The sequence below is a fragment of the Microbacterium testaceum genome (genome assembly GCF_001476655.1).
Lineage (GTDB): Bacteria > Actinomycetota > Actinomycetes > Actinomycetales > Microbacteriaceae > Microbacterium > Microbacterium testaceum_C.
Map to the genome: position 1 here is coordinate 25,645 of NZ_LDRT01000007.1, position 12,996 is coordinate 38,640.

Annotated in this window: 19 protein-coding genes; 10 read left to right on the forward strand and 9 right to left on the reverse strand. The window is 70.9% G+C overall.

What is annotated here, in order from left to right; translation table 11 throughout:
- Nucleotides 1-14: 14 nt before the first annotated feature.
- Nucleotides 15-944 carry a 5'-3' exonuclease gene (locus NS220_RS01360; RefSeq protein ID WP_242864489.1) on the reverse strand — a complete coding sequence of 310 codons (930 nt, stop codon included), beginning with the start codon at nt 942-944 and terminating at the stop codon, nt 15-17.
- Nucleotides 945-1,279: 335 nt separating this feature from the next.
- Between NS220_RS01360 and NS220_RS01365 the strand changes: the two genes are divergently transcribed.
- Entirely contained in the window at nt 1,280-1,825 is a 546-nt protein-coding gene (locus tag NS220_RS01365) for a phosphoribosyltransferase family protein (protein WP_153004101.1), read from the forward strand.
- Nucleotides 1,826-2,089: 264 nt separating this feature from the next.
- Here NS220_RS01365 and NS220_RS01370 read toward each other — a convergent pair whose 3' ends face one another.
- A complete protein-coding gene (locus tag NS220_RS01370) occupies nt 2,090-3,058 on the reverse strand; it encodes a hypothetical protein (RefSeq protein ID WP_058622315.1) in 969 nt (322 codons plus the stop codon).
- 90 nt (nt 3,059-3,148) lie between these two features.
- Here NS220_RS01370 and NS220_RS01375 point away from each other — a divergent pair, with 90 nt between their 5' ends.
- The 3 genes from NS220_RS01375 to NS220_RS01385 all read left to right on the forward strand — a co-directional run bounded on the left by NS220_RS01375 (nt 3,149) and on the right by NS220_RS01385 (nt 4,672).
- Nucleotides 3,149-3,547, forward strand: coding sequence for a YchJ family protein (locus NS220_RS01375; RefSeq protein WP_058622316.1), 399 nt, complete (start codon nt 3,149-3,151; stop codon nt 3,545-3,547).
- A 74-nt stretch (nt 3,548-3,621) separates the two neighbouring features.
- Complete coding sequence (locus NS220_RS01380) at nt 3,622-4,005, forward strand: PPOX class F420-dependent oxidoreductase (protein ID WP_058622317.1); 384 nt, start codon at nt 3,622-3,624, stop codon at nt 4,003-4,005.
- Nucleotide 4,006: 1 nt separating this feature from the next.
- Entirely contained in the window at nt 4,007-4,672 is a 666-nt protein-coding gene (locus NS220_RS01385) for an NAD(P)H-binding protein (protein ID WP_058622318.1), read from the forward strand.
- A gap of 22 nt (nt 4,673-4,694) precedes the next feature.
- On the opposite strand, the gene NS220_RS01390 is transcribed toward NS220_RS01385, so the two are convergent.
- The 3 genes from NS220_RS01390 to NS220_RS01400 form a co-directional block, all read right to left on the reverse strand.
- Nucleotides 4,695-5,345, reverse strand: a complete 651-nt coding sequence (locus NS220_RS01390; protein ID WP_058622319.1) for an LON peptidase substrate-binding domain-containing protein — start codon at nt 5,343-5,345, stop codon at nt 4,695-4,697.
- 173 nt (nt 5,346-5,518) lie between these two features.
- Nucleotides 5,519-6,583 carry an FUSC family protein gene (locus tag NS220_RS01395; RefSeq protein ID WP_346335415.1) on the reverse strand — a complete coding sequence of 355 codons (1,065 nt, stop codon included), beginning with the start codon at nt 6,581-6,583 and terminating at the stop codon, nt 5,519-5,521.
- Nucleotides 6,580-6,948, reverse strand: coding sequence for a winged helix-turn-helix transcriptional regulator (locus tag NS220_RS01400; RefSeq protein ID WP_058622320.1), 369 nt, complete (start codon nt 6,946-6,948; stop codon nt 6,580-6,582). Before NS220_RS01400 ends, NS220_RS01395 begins: the two co-directional genes overlap by 4 nt.
- Before the next feature lie 93 nt (nt 6,949-7,041).
- Here NS220_RS01400 and NS220_RS01405 point away from each other — a divergent pair, with 93 nt between their 5' ends.
- Nucleotides 7,042-7,902: an SDR family oxidoreductase gene (locus tag NS220_RS01405; RefSeq protein ID WP_058622321.1), complete on the forward strand. Its 861-nt coding sequence runs from the start codon at nt 7,042-7,044 to the stop codon at nt 7,900-7,902.
- Nucleotides 7,903-7,936: 34 nt separating this feature from the next.
- On the opposite strand, the gene NS220_RS01410 is transcribed toward NS220_RS01405, so the two are convergent.
- On the reverse strand, nt 7,937-8,293 hold the full coding sequence (locus NS220_RS01410) for a DUF2834 domain-containing protein (protein WP_058622322.1): 357 nt from the start codon (nt 8,291-8,293) through the stop codon (nt 7,937-7,939).
- A gap of 52 nt (nt 8,294-8,345) precedes the next feature.
- On the opposite strand from NS220_RS01410, the gene NS220_RS01415 reads away from it, so the two are divergent.
- From NS220_RS01415 to NS220_RS01425, 3 genes are all read left to right on the forward strand, one after another.
- Nucleotides 8,346-8,687, forward strand: coding sequence for a TraR/DksA family transcriptional regulator (locus NS220_RS01415; protein WP_058622323.1), 342 nt, complete (start codon nt 8,346-8,348; stop codon nt 8,685-8,687).
- Nucleotides 8,688-8,716: 29 nt separating this feature from the next.
- A complete protein-coding gene (locus tag NS220_RS01420) occupies nt 8,717-8,932 on the forward strand; it encodes an SCO4848 family membrane protein (RefSeq protein ID WP_058622324.1) in 216 nt (71 codons plus the stop codon).
- 101 nt (nt 8,933-9,033) lie between these two features.
- Nucleotides 9,034-10,263 carry an MFS transporter gene (locus NS220_RS01425; RefSeq protein WP_058622325.1) on the forward strand — a complete coding sequence of 410 codons (1,230 nt, stop codon included), beginning with the start codon at nt 9,034-9,036 and terminating at the stop codon, nt 10,261-10,263.
- 3 nt (nt 10,264-10,266) lie between these two features.
- Here NS220_RS01425 and NS220_RS01430 read toward each other — a convergent pair whose 3' ends face one another.
- Nucleotides 10,267-10,998 carry a YidC/Oxa1 family membrane protein insertase gene (locus tag NS220_RS01430; protein WP_058622326.1) on the reverse strand — a complete coding sequence of 244 codons (732 nt, stop codon included), beginning with the start codon at nt 10,996-10,998 and terminating at the stop codon, nt 10,267-10,269.
- Between the two features lie 103 nt (nt 10,999-11,101).
- The gene (locus NS220_RS01435; protein WP_058622327.1) at nt 11,102-11,380 is read right to left on the reverse strand and encodes a DUF6412 domain-containing protein; all 279 of its coding nucleotides are present in this window, start codon (nt 11,378-11,380) and stop codon (nt 11,102-11,104) included.
- Between the two features lie 60 nt (nt 11,381-11,440).
- On the opposite strand from NS220_RS01435, the gene NS220_RS01440 reads away from it, so the two are divergent.
- Nucleotides 11,441-11,953 carry a glycine cleavage system protein R gene (locus NS220_RS01440; protein ID WP_058622328.1) on the forward strand — a complete coding sequence of 171 codons (513 nt, stop codon included), beginning with the start codon at nt 11,441-11,443 and terminating at the stop codon, nt 11,951-11,953.
- Between the two features lie 25 nt (nt 11,954-11,978).
- Here NS220_RS01440 and NS220_RS01445 read toward each other — a convergent pair whose 3' ends face one another.
- Nucleotides 11,979-12,374 carry a DUF3054 domain-containing protein gene (locus NS220_RS01445; protein WP_058622329.1) on the reverse strand — a complete coding sequence of 132 codons (396 nt, stop codon included), beginning with the start codon at nt 12,372-12,374 and terminating at the stop codon, nt 11,979-11,981.
- Nucleotides 12,375-12,477: 103 nt separating this feature from the next.
- On the opposite strand from NS220_RS01445, the gene NS220_RS01450 reads away from it, so the two are divergent.
- Nucleotides 12,478-12,930: a VanZ family protein gene (locus NS220_RS01450; RefSeq protein WP_058622330.1), complete on the forward strand. Its 453-nt coding sequence runs from the start codon at nt 12,478-12,480 to the stop codon at nt 12,928-12,930.
- Nucleotides 12,931-12,996: the final 66 nt, after the last annotated feature.

Consider the following 12,996-nt stretch of genomic DNA (forward strand, 5'->3'; position numbering starts at 1 on the left):
GGGAGGTCGTACGGTCAGCGGGGCAGGACGGCCAGGGCGCGGCTCATCGACGAGCCGAGGTTCCAGCGTTCGGCGAGGGCTTCCGCGGCGGCGCGGCGGTCGTCGCCCAGCGGCCGTAACACGTCGTCGGGCGCGTCCATGTCGAGATTGCGCACGACCCGTACGACGGTGGGCGCGACGGCGAGGTAATCGGTGGCCGCGAGGATCTTCGCGCGTTGAGCGGGCGTGCCGCCGGTGCCGCTCTCGGCTGCGGCGAGGATGCCGTCGAGGTCGCCGTGTGCGGTGAGCAGGGCCGTGGCCGACTTCTCGCCGATGCCGGCGACGCCGGGCAGGCCGTCCGAGGGATCACCGCGCAACACCGCGAAGTCGGCGTACTGCGCCGCGTGGATGCCGTACTTCGACATGACCGCCGCGTCGTCGACTAGTTCGAGGTTGCTCATTCCGCGTGCGGTGTACACGATGCGGACTTCGCGCTCGTCGTCGATCAGCTGGAAGAGATCGCGGTCGCCGGTGACGACGTCGACGGGGACGTCCGCGGTGGTCGCCAGGGTGCCGATCACGTCGTCGGCTTCGTGGTCGGCGGCTCCGACGACGGGGATCCCGAGGACGGCGAGCGCGTCGCGGATGAGGGGGATCTGGGCCAGGAGGGCCTCAGGGGTCTCTTCGCGGTCGGGTCCGGTCGCGACCGCCTCGACGACGCGGTGCGCCTTGTAGGTGGGGATCAGATCGACGCGCCACGCCGGGCGCCAGTCGTCGTCCCAGCACGCCACCACACGGGTGGGACGGTACGTCGTGACGAGCTTCGCGACCATGTCGAGCAGGCCCCGCACGGCGTTGACGGAGGTGCCGTCGGCAGCGCGGACTTTGTCGGGTACTCCGTAGAACGCGCGGAAGTAGAGGGACGCGGTGTCGAGGAGCATGAGCTTGTCGGGCGGGGATGCCATGTGCCCAGGGTAACCACGCGGTCGCTCGGTGGCGTCCGCTTCCTCGCTCCTCGCCCGTCATTCTCCGTCGTCGTGTCGCTGTCGGCTCCGTGGGTCGCTTTCGTGCTCGACGAGGTCCTCCGCAGAGGGCTTTAGGGGGGGCGAATGAGGGAGGCCGGGAGTGGATGGTTGAGGATCGTCTCCCGGAGTGGCGTGCGGGTGAAATCGCAGAGCTCGCGGGTCTTCGGGTCGAACGGCGACGTCATCCGCAGCGTGACGAGGCCTGCCGTGCATCATCCGCCAAGAATGCGCCGCGGGCACGCTCCTCCTCTCGGGACGGTGCGGGACCGTGATGCATGCCAGAAATACGAGACGCGTTGCGGGCCCGCTTTCGGTGGATCGGTGACAGGACTGCCCCGGACTACCGCGCGGATGTCACCGGCTGGTGGCGTGATGCGCATATCGTCGACCAGATTGGCCCGTCCCTCGCGACGTTGTTCGAGGGCGAATCGCCGAACGTCGTGATGGGCACGCAGTCACGCGGGAGCCTGCTTGGCATCCTGGTGGCCCTGAGCTTGGGGGTTGGGTTCGCCGAGGTCCGCAAGAACCATGGGCGCTCCGCCGACAGTGACGCGTGGTGGGAGGTCGTGACGGCACCCGATTTCCGAGACGAACACCTGAGCCTGGGACTCCGGCGGTCGCTTCTTCGAGCGGGCGACCGGGTGCTCTTCGTCGATGACTGGATTGCCACCGGAGCGCAGGCTGACGCCTGCAGGGCACTGGTCGAGATGAGTGGCGCACGCTGGATCGGTGCCGCCGTCGTCGTCGATGGTCTGACTCGCCCGGATCTTCGTCGTTCGCTCCGGGTGAAGTCTTTGCTCCACATCCGGGACCTCGGTTGAGGTCGGCCCGTTCAGCGAATCCGCTTCAGCCGCCGGTCGTCGTCCAGGTGATCGAGTCGCCGGAGGAGAGTCCCACCTCGAGGCTGCCCTTGTCGGAGCCGGCGAACGGTGTGTTCTGGACGCGGTACATGACCGTCTCTCCGGGCGCGATGGGCTCCGAGATGCCCTAGCGGCTGGGGTAGGCGCCCGCGACGGACAGGTCGTACGCGGTGTCGAGGAGCATGAGGCGGTCGGTCACGGCGTTCATCCTGGCACGGGGGCGGGTCAGCCGCCGGTCGAGGTCCACGTGATGATGTCACCGGAGTAGAGCCCGACCTCGACGCTTCCCGCGTCGGCCTCGGCGATCGACATGTCCTGAACCAAGTAGAAGGTGACGGTGGCTCCGGGCGCGACGGCGGTGATGTCGTACCGGCTCGGATACGCCTCGGTCACGGCCGGGTCGTAGACGGCCTCCCCGTAACTGCCGTCGGAGTGGCGATAGCTCGTGCCGAACCGCAGCTGCCAGGCGTCGGAGTCGATGGTCTGGTCGGTGAGATTGGTGATCTCGATGGGGATCGCGATCAACGACCCGGAAGCCGTGAACGGAGCGGGGCTCGCCGAGGCCATGTCGTCGGTGATGTCGATGGGCGCGAGGGCGCGAAGGGACCAGACCTCGTCGCCCGTGTCGGAATCGATGACGGTCTGAGCGGTGCCCCACGTCAGTTCCGACGTGGATCCTCGGCCGGGCTGTAGCGCGAGGCGCTGAGCGAGCGTGTACGTATCGGTCTCGGGATCGGGTGCGGAACCGATACCCGAGCCCGACGAGGCGAACCCGGACACCAGCGCGGCGATGAGGGCGATGAGCATGCCGAAGCCGACCAGCACGATCGCCAGCACCGCGGCCACGCGGGCGCCGCCGCGGCGTGCCAGGTGCACGATCGCGAGCACGAGAGCGGTGACCAACAACATCCAGGAGAGGAACGAAGCCGTGAACGCGGCGAGCGCGCCCACGCCCGCGAGCGCGAGCGCCGCGATACCGAGCCCGCGCCGCGGGGGCCGAGACGCGGGGGGACCCGCCGGTGCGGCGGAGCCGTTGGTGAGAATGGCGGGGCTCGGCCAGGGAGCGGGCGCGCCGGCAGCGGAGGGACCCGCGGCCGGCGGGGCGTCGACGGAAGCTCCCGGACCGTAACCGGCCGACGCCGGACCGTACGCGGCGAACGGCGGGCGCGCTCCCGTCGTGGTGTGATTCGTCATGTCGCCTCCCCGGACTATCGTACGAAGGCCGTCAGGCTCACGGCGGGGTCCTGTGGAAAGTGAGCGCGCGGCTCGTCATACAGTGGCGGGATGTCCTTCGGCTCCCCCCGCGCGCGTCCGTCGTCGACCTCGGCCTGCCCGTGCGGCGGGGGCGAGTTCGGTCGCTGCTGCGGCCCGATTCTCGACGGAGTCGCGGCACCGTCGGCGCAGCGGCTGATGCGTTCCCGATACACCGCGTACGTCGTGGGCGATCTCACGCATCTCGCGCGATCGTGGCATCCGCGTACCCGTCCCGACGAGCTCGAGCTCGCCGACGGCACCGTCTGGGAGGGTCTCGTGATCGACGAGGCATACGAAGAGGCCGACACCGCCGTCGTCGCGTTCCGCGCGGCGTGGCGGCTCGGCTCTGAGCACCAGGTCCTGTCGGAGCGCAGCCGGTTCGTCCGCCGTGCCGGGCGTTGGGTCTACCTGGACGGGGACGTGAGCTGAGGCCGTCAACCCCGCGAGGGCGTGTCGGGGGTCGCGCGTAGGGTCGGACTCGATCGACCCAGGAGAGGAGCCGCATGATCCCCGACAGATTGCGCGACCTGCTCGAGGAGCCGTATTACGGCGCGCTCGGCACGGTTCGTCCCGATGGCACGGTGCAGGTGAACCCGATGTGGTTCGAGTACGACGGCGAGCACCTTCTGTTCACGCACACCGTGACGCGGCAGAAGTACCGCAACCTGCAGCACAACCCGTCGATGAGCTTCATGGTCTACGACCCGGCGCAGCCGTACCGCTACATCGAGGTGCGCGGGCGACTGGTCGAAGAGGTCGCCGACCCCGAGGGTGCCTTCTACGTGCGCCTCGGTCAGCGGTACGGAAACCCCGAGCAGCAGGCTCCGCCGGACCGGGCGGACCGAGTGATCCTGAAGATGTCGATCGAGAAAGCCGGAGGACAGTGACATGGAACGCATCGTGATCATCGGGGGCCACGGGAAGGTCGCCCTGCACCTGGCCGGTCTCCTGTCGAAGCGCGGCGACGAGGCGGTGTCGGTCATCCGCAACCCCGACCAGACGGCCGATGTCGAGAAGGCGGGCGGAACGCCGCTCGTCCTCGACGTCGAGAAGGCGGACGTCGAGGCGCTCGCCGAGGCCTTCGCCGGGGCGGACGCCGTCGTCTGGGCGGCCGGCGCCGGCGGCGGGGATGCCGATCGCACGTACGCGGTGGATCGGGATGCCGCGCAACGCGCGGTCGACGCGGCCGGCGTCGCGGGGGTACGACGCTTCGTCATGGTGTCGTGGATCGGTTCGGTGCCGGATCACGGCATCTCACCCGACGACTCGTTCTTCGCGTATGCCGACGCAAAGCTCGCCGCCGACGACTACGTGCGTGCCAGCGACCTGGACTGGACCATCCTCGGCCCCGGAACTCTCACGCTCGATCCGCCCACCGGACGCATCAGCACCGCGCCGCAGGGCTCTGCCGAGGTGGGACGGGCCGATGTGGCCGCGGTCGCGGCAGCGGTGCTGCTCCAGTCCGCAACGATCGGACGGTTCATCCGTTTCGGCGCGGGCGACACGCTGATCGCGGAGGCGATCGTCGAGGAGAAGACAGCTCCCTCTCCGTGACGAGTGGTCCGCGGGGCGCGGATCATTCCCCGGCGGTGTCGTCGTCGTCGATCACGATGACACCGTCGGGGATGGGCTCGCTCAGCAGCGGCTCCGCGGCCAGAGTGAGATCGATCGTCGCGCGCAGGAGGCCACCCGCGGTCGCCGAGCGCAGCAGCTCGATCTGATCGAGCTCTCCCAGCGGAGCGATCGCGGCGAGTTGCCACGCCCGCTCGATCGGGTCTTCGGACAGCTCGACCTCGGGATCCCAGCGGCTGCCGCCGAACTGGACCGCCCGGCCCAGGACGCGTCGGACGATGCGCTCCGCCTCCTCGAGCAGGGGAGTGAGGGCATCGTTCCACCCGAGATCCGGGAGGGCGCGCACGTCGGCGCGCGGGTAGGGGTCGTCGTCGAGCCAGGTGACGATCTCGAAGCGTCCTGTGCCGCGGGCGACGATCTGGAGCTGGTCCGCCTCGGGGAGCACGTGGCTCAAGCGGGCCATCGTGCCGATCGCGAACCGCTGGTCTCCGCCCCCGGTCTCGGTTCCGCGCTCGATGAGGACGACACCGAACGCGGGGTCGGACTCGTCGAGCAACCGCCCGAGCATGACGAGGTAGCGCTCTTCGAAGATCCGCAGCGCCAACGGCGTGTGCGGGAAGAGGACAGCTCCCAGAGGGAACATCGCGGTACCCATCGCCCCAGTCAACCAGGGTCGCGAGCAACCGGGGTCGGAGAAGGCCAAGTCGTGCCCTTCCCACGGGGTCGGTCCGATTCCGCACGGCCGCGCCGTGACGACGGCTCGACCGCAGGCGGTGTCACCTCCGGGGTCGCCTCACCGGCGGCGTCACCGGAGGAGCGGCCCGGGTGTCACCCCTCCCCGTCCCGCAGCGTCTCGTGCACGCGGTGCAGATCCATCAGGAGCGAGCCGACCAGCACCCAGTGGGCGGGGGACGGCGTGCGGATCTGCAGCGGACGGGTGAGCGCGGGCTCCTCGGTCGCGATGGGGAGGTCGGCCCCCGTGTCCACCGCGAACGCGCGGCGGACGTCGTGCGCCGCGCGGTGCAGCTGCTCGGCGATGGCGCGCACCGACGGCTCCTCGGCAATGGTCGCGTCGTAGCCGTCGTAGACGGCGCGGGTCATGCCGATCGCCTGCGTCACCACGGGCGTGAAGCGATCGAGCAGATCCTGCATCGCGCGCAGATCGGTCCGGTGACGGCCGCTGCGAGGATTCAATGACAGCGAGTCGGCGCCGTCCGCGATGGCGGCGGCCGCAGCATCTCGGACGGGGCGCAGCAGTCGCGCCTCGAGAAGGAGCTCTTCCAGGCTCGCCGGAGTCTGCGGCGCCTCGAGGGCCTCGGCGAGGCGCTCCAGAGCCGCGGCGAGCTCGCGCCCGAGGACCTCAAGCTTCTCGCGCGCGGGCGGGACGAGAACCGGCGGAACGAGCGCGACGTTGACGACGATGCCGACGAGCGCCCCGATGAGCGTCTCGAGCACGCGGTCGACGGCGTAGTTGGGTGTCGCGGTGCCCAGCGCGAGGACGAGGATCGCGCTGATCGCGACCTGATTGGTCGCGCCGGGCGACATCCGCAGCGCCCACGCGATCACCAGTGCCACTCCGGCAGAGAGCAGGATCACCCAGGTCGGGCTGCCGAGCGCGATGCCGAGGAGCGAGGCGATGACGACGCCGACGACGACGCCGACGCTGCGTTCCACCGCACGGGTCAGCGACTGGTTGATGCTGGGCTGGACCACGAGGAGCGCGGCGATCGCGGCGAAGATCGGCGGCGGTCCCTGCACCAGCCATCCGGCGACGAGCCATGCGGCGACGGTGGCGATCGCGGACTTCGCCACCTGGAGGAGGGGTGCGCGGCGTTTCGTCCGGAACGACAGGCTCTCGCGCATCAGCCGCGAGGGGATCGAGAGCACGGTCACTCCGGACGGGCGACGATGGCGGCGGCGTTCTCGGCGACCCAGCCCATGAGGGGGAGGACGTGTGTCATCAGGCCGCGGCCGCGGTCGGTCAGCCCGTACTCCACACGCGGAGGCACCTCGGGATAGGCGGTGCGGACCACCAGTCCGTCTGCCTCCAGCGTCTTCAACGTGCTCGCGAGCATCTTCTCGCTGATCCCCGAGACGTTCCGGCGCAGCACGCCCCACCGCTGCGTCCCGTCCGACAGGGCCATGAGCACGAGAATGCCCCACTTCCCCATGACGTGGTCGAGTACGGTCCGAGTGGGACACCCGTCGGAAAAAAGTCCCGGGTGTTCTGCCCTGATTTCAGCAAGACTGACGCTCATGTGAGTACCTAACCAGAAAGTGGGTACCAGCATTCCGGAATGTGCCGAACGGGGGTGCGTTGTGCTCGACGTACCGACCGAAAGGACACTCCCATGACCCTCCTCGTCACCGCCGCTTCCGGACACCTCGGCCGTCTCGTCGTCGACGCCCTGCTCGAGCGCGGCGTCCCGGCATCCGATGTCGTCGCCGGCGTCCGCACCCCCGCCAAGGCGAGCGACCTCGCCGACCGCGGCATCCGCGTCGTCGAGTTCGACTACGCGCGCCCCGAGACTCTCGCGCCGGCTCTCGACGGCGTGAGCCGCGTTCTGCTGATCTCCGGGACCGACGCCGACCGCGTCGCCGGCCACGGAAACGTCGTCGAGGCGGTGCGGGCGGCCGGCATCGAGCGTCTCGTCTACACGAGCGCTCCGCGCAACGACGAGATCGACTACGCGCTCGGCGCCGACCACAAGGCGACCGAGGGTCTCATCGCCGCGTCCGGCGTCGAGGCGACCATCTTGCGCAACAACTGGTACTCCGAGAACTACCTCGACACCGTGGCCCGTGCGGCCGAGACGGGCGAGATCGTCGCCGCCGTCGGAGACGCCCGCGTGGCCAGCGCCAGCCGTCGCGACTACGCCGAGGCCGCGGCGATCGCGCTGATCGGAGACGAGCTGCGCGGACAGACGCTCGAACTGGGCGGAGACGTCGCGTGGACGTACGACGAGCTCGCGGCGGCGGCCTCGGAGGTCGTCGGCCGCCCCGTCGTCTACACGGCCGTGACCGTCGAACAGCTCGCGGCCGGTCTCGAGGCAGCGGGACTGGATGCCGGTACCGCCGCCTTCGTCGCGGGCATCGACGACGCGATCGCTCGCGGCGCGCTGGCGCAGACCGACGGCACGCTGTCGCGCGTCCTCGGACGCCCGACCACGGCGCTCGTGGAGGGACTGCGCGAAGGTCTCGCCGCGCGCTGACCGGACGGCGTGAGGTGCCGCGGTCGTCGGCACCTCACGCTCCCGTGGTCGCCGCACGGCGGGCCGTGAGGTGGCGCTGGCGCATCGCGAGGAAGAGCGGGAACGTGAACGCGAACGCGGTGAGGCCCGAGAGCACGACGTACAGCCACCCGAACCGCATCCCGATGCGGCGCGCCTCGACGATGACGAACACGCTCCCGGCGACGGCCACGACGAGCAGATCGACGGTGATCGACGACACCGCCGGGCCGCTCGCGACGAGGTCGCCGAGGAAGTCGCGCATCTGCACGATCGCGAGGGCGTTGAAGGTCCACGTGCCCACCAGTCCCGCAACCGACAGGACGAGGTACAGCACGGCGGTCGGAGTCCAGTGACGACGAAGCTCGCTCATGCCCCGATCCTGCCGCAGAGCCGATGTCGGTGGCGGGGGCTAGCGTCGAGGGATGGATGCCGCACAGGCCGAGCGCATGCTCGACGACCGCCGGCGCGAGGTCGATCATCGCCTCGCACGCTTGCGCGAAGACGAGGCGAGCCTGCGTCACGATCGGGCGGATGCCACGGCCGACGACGAGCACGATCCCGAGGGCTCCACCCTCTCGGGGGAGTGGGCGCAGGTCGACGCCCTGCGCCGGGGCGCCGAGGCCGAGCGCCTCGAGATCCAGGCGGCGCGGGAGCGCGTGGCATCCGGGACGTTCGGGGTGTGCGAGAACTGCGGCCGCCCGATCGGTGACGCCCGGTTGGAGGCACGTCCTTTCGCCCGCCGTTGCATCGCGTGCGCGCTGTGACGGGCGAAGACAGAACTTAGGCTGAGAGCATGGAATCGGTCCTGATCGCCCTGCTGTTCGCCAACGCCGTTTTCAACGCGGTGGTCTGGCCGCGGTTCTACACGCGCGTCGCGAAGGACCCTCGCGCGAAGAACGCCGCGGGCAAGGCGACACCCTTCCTCATCGTGCACACCGTCCTCATCGCACTGGCGCTCGTGCTGGCCCTGGCATCGCTGATCGCGGCGATCGCCGCGCTCGTTTCCTGACCTCTCGGTAGAATGGCAGGGCGGGTTCGCCCGCCGCACGCAGTGCAACTACCTACCGGCTCGGCAAGGCGGCACGTTCCCCCGCCTCCGGAGACCGCTCTATGACTCTGCCCGTGACCACCCGCCGCTCGCTCATCCACCACACCGGTCTCTGGTATTTCCCGGTGGCGTTCGTGGCCCGCCTGCCGTTCGCCATGATGACGGTCGGGGTCCTGGCTCTGGTCGTCGCCGTGCGCGGGTCGGTGGCTCTCGGTGGGCTCACCTCGGCCGCGGTCGGGCTCGGTGTCGTCGTCGCGGGCCCGGTGCTCGGCGATCTCGCCGACCGTTTCGGGCAGCGGCGTGTGCTCGTGCCGGTGGGCGTGGCCAACGGCATCCTGCTCTCGCTCTTCCCCCTCGTCGTCTCCGCGTCCGATGCGGATGCCCTGCTGCTCGCCTCCGCGATCGCGATCGGGCTCACGGGTCCGCAGACCGCCGCGATGTCGCGTAGCCGGGTCATGGCACTCATCGGCGAGCGCGTCGAGCCCCAGCGCCGCGAGCGCACCTTCTCGCGTGCGATGGCGTACGAGTCCGCCGCAGATGAGACGGCGTTCGTGATCGGCCCGTTCGTGGTCGGTCTGCTGGCCGCGCTGATCGCCCCGTGGGCACCGATCGCGGGCGCGGCGGTGCTCAGTTTCGTCTTCGTCACGGCGTTCGCGCTGCACCCGACGGGCCGCGCCGTCCCCGAGCGTTCCGAGCGCGCGGCGATGGCGCCGGCGCGGGAACTCCTGCACCCGCGACTGCTCGTGCTCGTGGCCGCGGTCTTCGGTGTGGGACTGTTCTTCGGCTCGACGCTCACCTCGCTCACCGCGTTCATGGAAGCCCAGGGCGCTCCCGAGGCCGGCGCCCTGCTGTACGGGGTCATGGGCGTCGGCTCGGCCGTCCTCGCCCTCGCCGTCGCCGTGCTTCCGGCCCGCTTCTCGCTGCGGTGGCGGCTCGTGGCGTTCGCGAGCATCCTCACCGCCTCGGCGGGCGCGTACACCGTCGGCGGATCCGTTCCCACGGTGACCCTCGTGCTGTGCCTCATGGGCATCGGCGTCGGTCCCTCGCTCGTCACGCTCTTCAGCCTCGCCGGACACCGTGCCCCGCGCGGGCGCACCGCGTCGACGATGACCGTCCTCGCCTCGGCGTTGACGCTCGCGCAGGCGCTGTCGTCGGCGGTGACCGGCGCGGTCGCCGAGCAGGTCTCGGTCGAGGCGGCGATGCTGTTCCCCGCGGGCGCGGCGCTCCTCGTGCTGGCGACGGCCGCGGTGAACGCCGTGCGCAGCCCCCGGTGGGACCGCCGGACCCCCTGAGTCTCACGCCGGCAGCGGATAGCGGCGGCGGAGGACGAGGCGCTGCCCGAGCGTCCACACGGTCGTGACCGTCAGGTACAGCGCCGCCGCGAGCGGGACGAACAGCGCCACCACCGCGGTGGAGAACTGCAGCACCCCCACCATGCCCGTCATCCACGTCGGCGCCGAGGGGTCGGTTGCGGGGCGGAGGAGGCGGCGGGTCAGTTCGGCCACTCCGGCGATCACGAGCACCAGGCTCGCGAACACGACGAGGGTCGTGGCATCCGTCGTCCCCGTCGTCAGGGCGCCGATCAGGCTTCTGCCCAGCGGGACGCCGAGCAGGTCGTGGGTGAGCAGCGTGTTGGCGTGCCTGCCGACCGTGGGGTGCAGGAACACGGCGTAGAGCAGTCCGACGATCGGAGCCTGCGCGAGAAGGGGGAGGCAACCGGCGGTCGGGGACGTGTTCTCATCGCGGTAGAGCTGCATCGTCTCGCGCTGCAGGCGCTCGGGGTTCTTGCGCCAGCGTTCCTGAAGAAGGCGCAGGCGCGGAGCGAGACGCGCGCGAGTCTGCTCGGCGCGCGCCTGGGAGATTCCCACCGGGATGAGCGCGAGCCGGACGACGAGCGTGACGGCGATGACCGCGAGAGCCGCGGCGAGCCCGCCGGTGAGAGGCGCGAAGGTGTCGGTGAGAGCGAGCAGGGCGCGGGTGGTGAGGTCGAGGAGGAAGGCGAGCGGGGGGAGGGTGAAGAGGTCCATGAGGGTTTCCGTTCGTGGCGGCGATCAAGGGATCAGCGCGCCACCCACCCCTCCGGAGCGGATGCCACAGGCCACCGTCGGCGGACGGTGCGGGGGAGAGGGGCTAGGCGGCGCGGGCCACGAATCCCGGCGCTCGAGGGCGGGGATGCCCGGCGGCGTCAGGATCGCTCTGCGCGAGAGGCGCGGAGGGGTCGATCGGCCGGGGTGCGCGCGGAGCGGCTCCGGCCAGGAGCGCCGGCAGCACCACGAGGACGACCGCGACGGTGACGACGACCGCCGCGGCGAGGACCACCGCGAGAAGCGGGGCGCCGGTTCCCGGCGTGAGGGCCAGCTCGGCGGTCGCGAGGAGCAGGTTCAGCAGAGCGATCAGCGATGCGATCATGTGCGCCCTCCCCTCGACGTCCCTCCCACGCTAGCAGGGGCCGGTCGCTACGCTGAGGCCATGACCACCCTCGTTCTGACCATCGTCGGCGATGACCGCGCGGGCCTGGTGTCGTCCGTCGCCGACATCATCGACGCCCACGGCGGCAACTGGGAGAACAGCGAGCTCGCCGAACTCGCCGGAGCGTTCGCCGGCATCGTCGAGGTGTCGGTCGGCGCCGATCAGGCCGAGGCGATGCGCGCCGCGCTCGAGGGCATGGCCGGTACCCTCGCGGTGACCGTACACACCGGAGCGCCCGAGGGCACGGCATCCGCCCCTCACAGCGTGACCCTCGACGTCATCGGCAACGATCGACCGGGCATCGTGCGGGAGGTCTCGGCGGCACTCACCGCGCGCGGGGTGAGCATCGAGCGCATGTCGACGCAGACGACGGATGCCGCGATGGCGGGCGGCCGTCTGTTCGAGGCGTCGATCACGGTGACGCTGACCGACGGTGTCGACACCGACGATCTGGTGTCCGAGCTGGAGCGACTCGCGGCGGAGATCCAGGTCGACGTGTCGCTCGCGGACTGACGCGCGGCGGGTTCTCTCCGGCGGGTCAGACGGCCCGGCGGCGCCGCGACGCCAGCCGGGCGATCGCGCGCCAGCCGACCAGGAACACAGCCAGCGTGATCGACGCGACGATCACGAAGGCGACGGCCACGCCCTGGCCGCTGACCGCCCGCAGCACCATGCCGCCGACGACCGTGACAACCCACACGATCAATCCCGTGCGCACGGGCGCGAGAGGTGCGCGCCACGCGCGGGAGAGGAGCCAGCCGAGGCCCAACGCGACGAGGAACGGCCACGCGGTCGTCGCCAGTCCCGAACCGGCGGGTCCGAGGACGTCGCCGTCGTGCGTCGCGCGCCCGATCGCGGCGAAGACCACGACCAGGACGACGTCGACGAGAAGAACGAGCGCGGGGCGGGTGCGGGAGGAGGTCACGGCATCCATTGTCCTCGTCCCGGCGGGGCGTATCGTCCGCGTATCGGCGGGCGCAGATGCGTTCGCAACACCGCGGCGTGTGGGCTGGAAGCCCGAACACCCAGGAGTCTCCATGCCGAACGCCCCCGTCCTCACTCCCGCTCGCATCCTCGTCGCCGCCGCGGCGCTGGCCGTGGTGGGTGCGCTCACCCTCGCCCCGCGCGCGCTCATCCGCCCCTTCCAGGAGCGCGCGGTCGACGCGTTCTTCCTCGTCACCGAGCGGTGGGGTGGCGTGACACCGGCGTACAGCAGCGACGTCGTGATGAACATCGCCCTGTTCGTGCCGCTGGGCCTCGCGGTCGCCGCGCTCCTCCCGCTGCGGTTCGCGCCGTTGACGGTCCTTTTCGCGGCGGCGGTCTCGCTCGCGGTCGAGACCGCCCAGTCGCTCATTCCGGGGCGGGTCCCCGATGCCGACGACGTCCTCCACAACACCCTCGGGGCGGCGGTGGGCGCGCTGGTGGTGATCGCCCTGCGGCTCGTGACGCGCGCGGCGGTGCGTGCGGGGGAGATGGCTTCGCGCGGGTGATTCCCGCCGTGGGTTCATCCCCGCGCAGGTGGTGTCCCGCCGCGGGCTGATCCCCGCGCGCGGCCT

Coding starts and splice junctions, on each gene's coding strand:
- NS220_RS01410 (WP_058622322.1), bottom strand. CDS start 8,293: ATGAGCGAGCTTCGTCGTCACTGGACTCCGACCGCCGTGCTGTACCTC.
- NS220_RS01360 (WP_242864489.1), bottom strand. CDS start 944: ATGGCATCCCCGCCCGACAAGCTCATGCTCCTCGACACCGCGTCCCTC.
- NS220_RS01430 (WP_058622326.1), bottom strand. CDS start 10,998: ATGGACCTCTTCACCCTCCCCCCGCTCGCCTTCCTCCTCGACCTCACC.
- NS220_RS01380 (WP_058622317.1), top strand. CDS start 3,622: ATGATCCCCGACAGATTGCGCGACCTGCTCGAGGAGCCGTATTACGGC.
- NS220_RS01415 (WP_058622323.1), top strand. CDS start 8,346: ATGGATGCCGCACAGGCCGAGCGCATGCTCGACGACCGCCGGCGCGAG.
- NS220_RS01440 (WP_058622328.1), top strand. CDS start 11,441: ATGACCACCCTCGTTCTGACCATCGTCGGCGATGACCGCGCGGGCCTG.
- NS220_RS01445 (WP_058622329.1), bottom strand. CDS start 12,374: ATGGATGCCGTGACCTCCTCCCGCACCCGCCCCGCGCTCGTTCTTCTC.
- NS220_RS01365 (WP_153004101.1), top strand. CDS start 1,280: ATGCCAGAAATACGAGACGCGTTGCGGGCCCGCTTTCGGTGGATCGGT.
- NS220_RS01375 (WP_058622316.1), top strand. CDS start 3,149: ATGTCCTTCGGCTCCCCCCGCGCGCGTCCGTCGTCGACCTCGGCCTGC.
- NS220_RS01425 (WP_058622325.1), top strand. CDS start 9,034: ATGACTCTGCCCGTGACCACCCGCCGCTCGCTCATCCACCACACCGGT.
- NS220_RS01390 (WP_058622319.1), bottom strand. CDS start 5,345: ATGGGTACCGCGATGTTCCCTCTGGGAGCTGTCCTCTTCCCGCACACG.
- NS220_RS01405 (WP_058622321.1), top strand. CDS start 7,042: ATGACCCTCCTCGTCACCGCCGCTTCCGGACACCTCGGCCGTCTCGTC.
- NS220_RS01450 (WP_058622330.1), top strand. CDS start 12,478: ATGCCGAACGCCCCCGTCCTCACTCCCGCTCGCATCCTCGTCGCCGCC.
- NS220_RS01385 (WP_058622318.1), top strand. CDS start 4,007: ATGGAACGCATCGTGATCATCGGGGGCCACGGGAAGGTCGCCCTGCAC.
- NS220_RS01400 (WP_058622320.1), bottom strand. CDS start 6,948: ATGAGCGTCAGTCTTGCTGAAATCAGGGCAGAACACCCGGGACTTTTT.
- NS220_RS01370 (WP_058622315.1), bottom strand. CDS start 3,058: ATGACGAATCACACCACGACGGGAGCGCGCCCGCCGTTCGCCGCGTAC.
- NS220_RS01435 (WP_058622327.1), bottom strand. CDS start 11,380: ATGATCGCATCGCTGATCGCTCTGCTGAACCTGCTCCTCGCGACCGCC.
- NS220_RS01420 (WP_058622324.1), top strand. CDS start 8,717: ATGGAATCGGTCCTGATCGCCCTGCTGTTCGCCAACGCCGTTTTCAAC.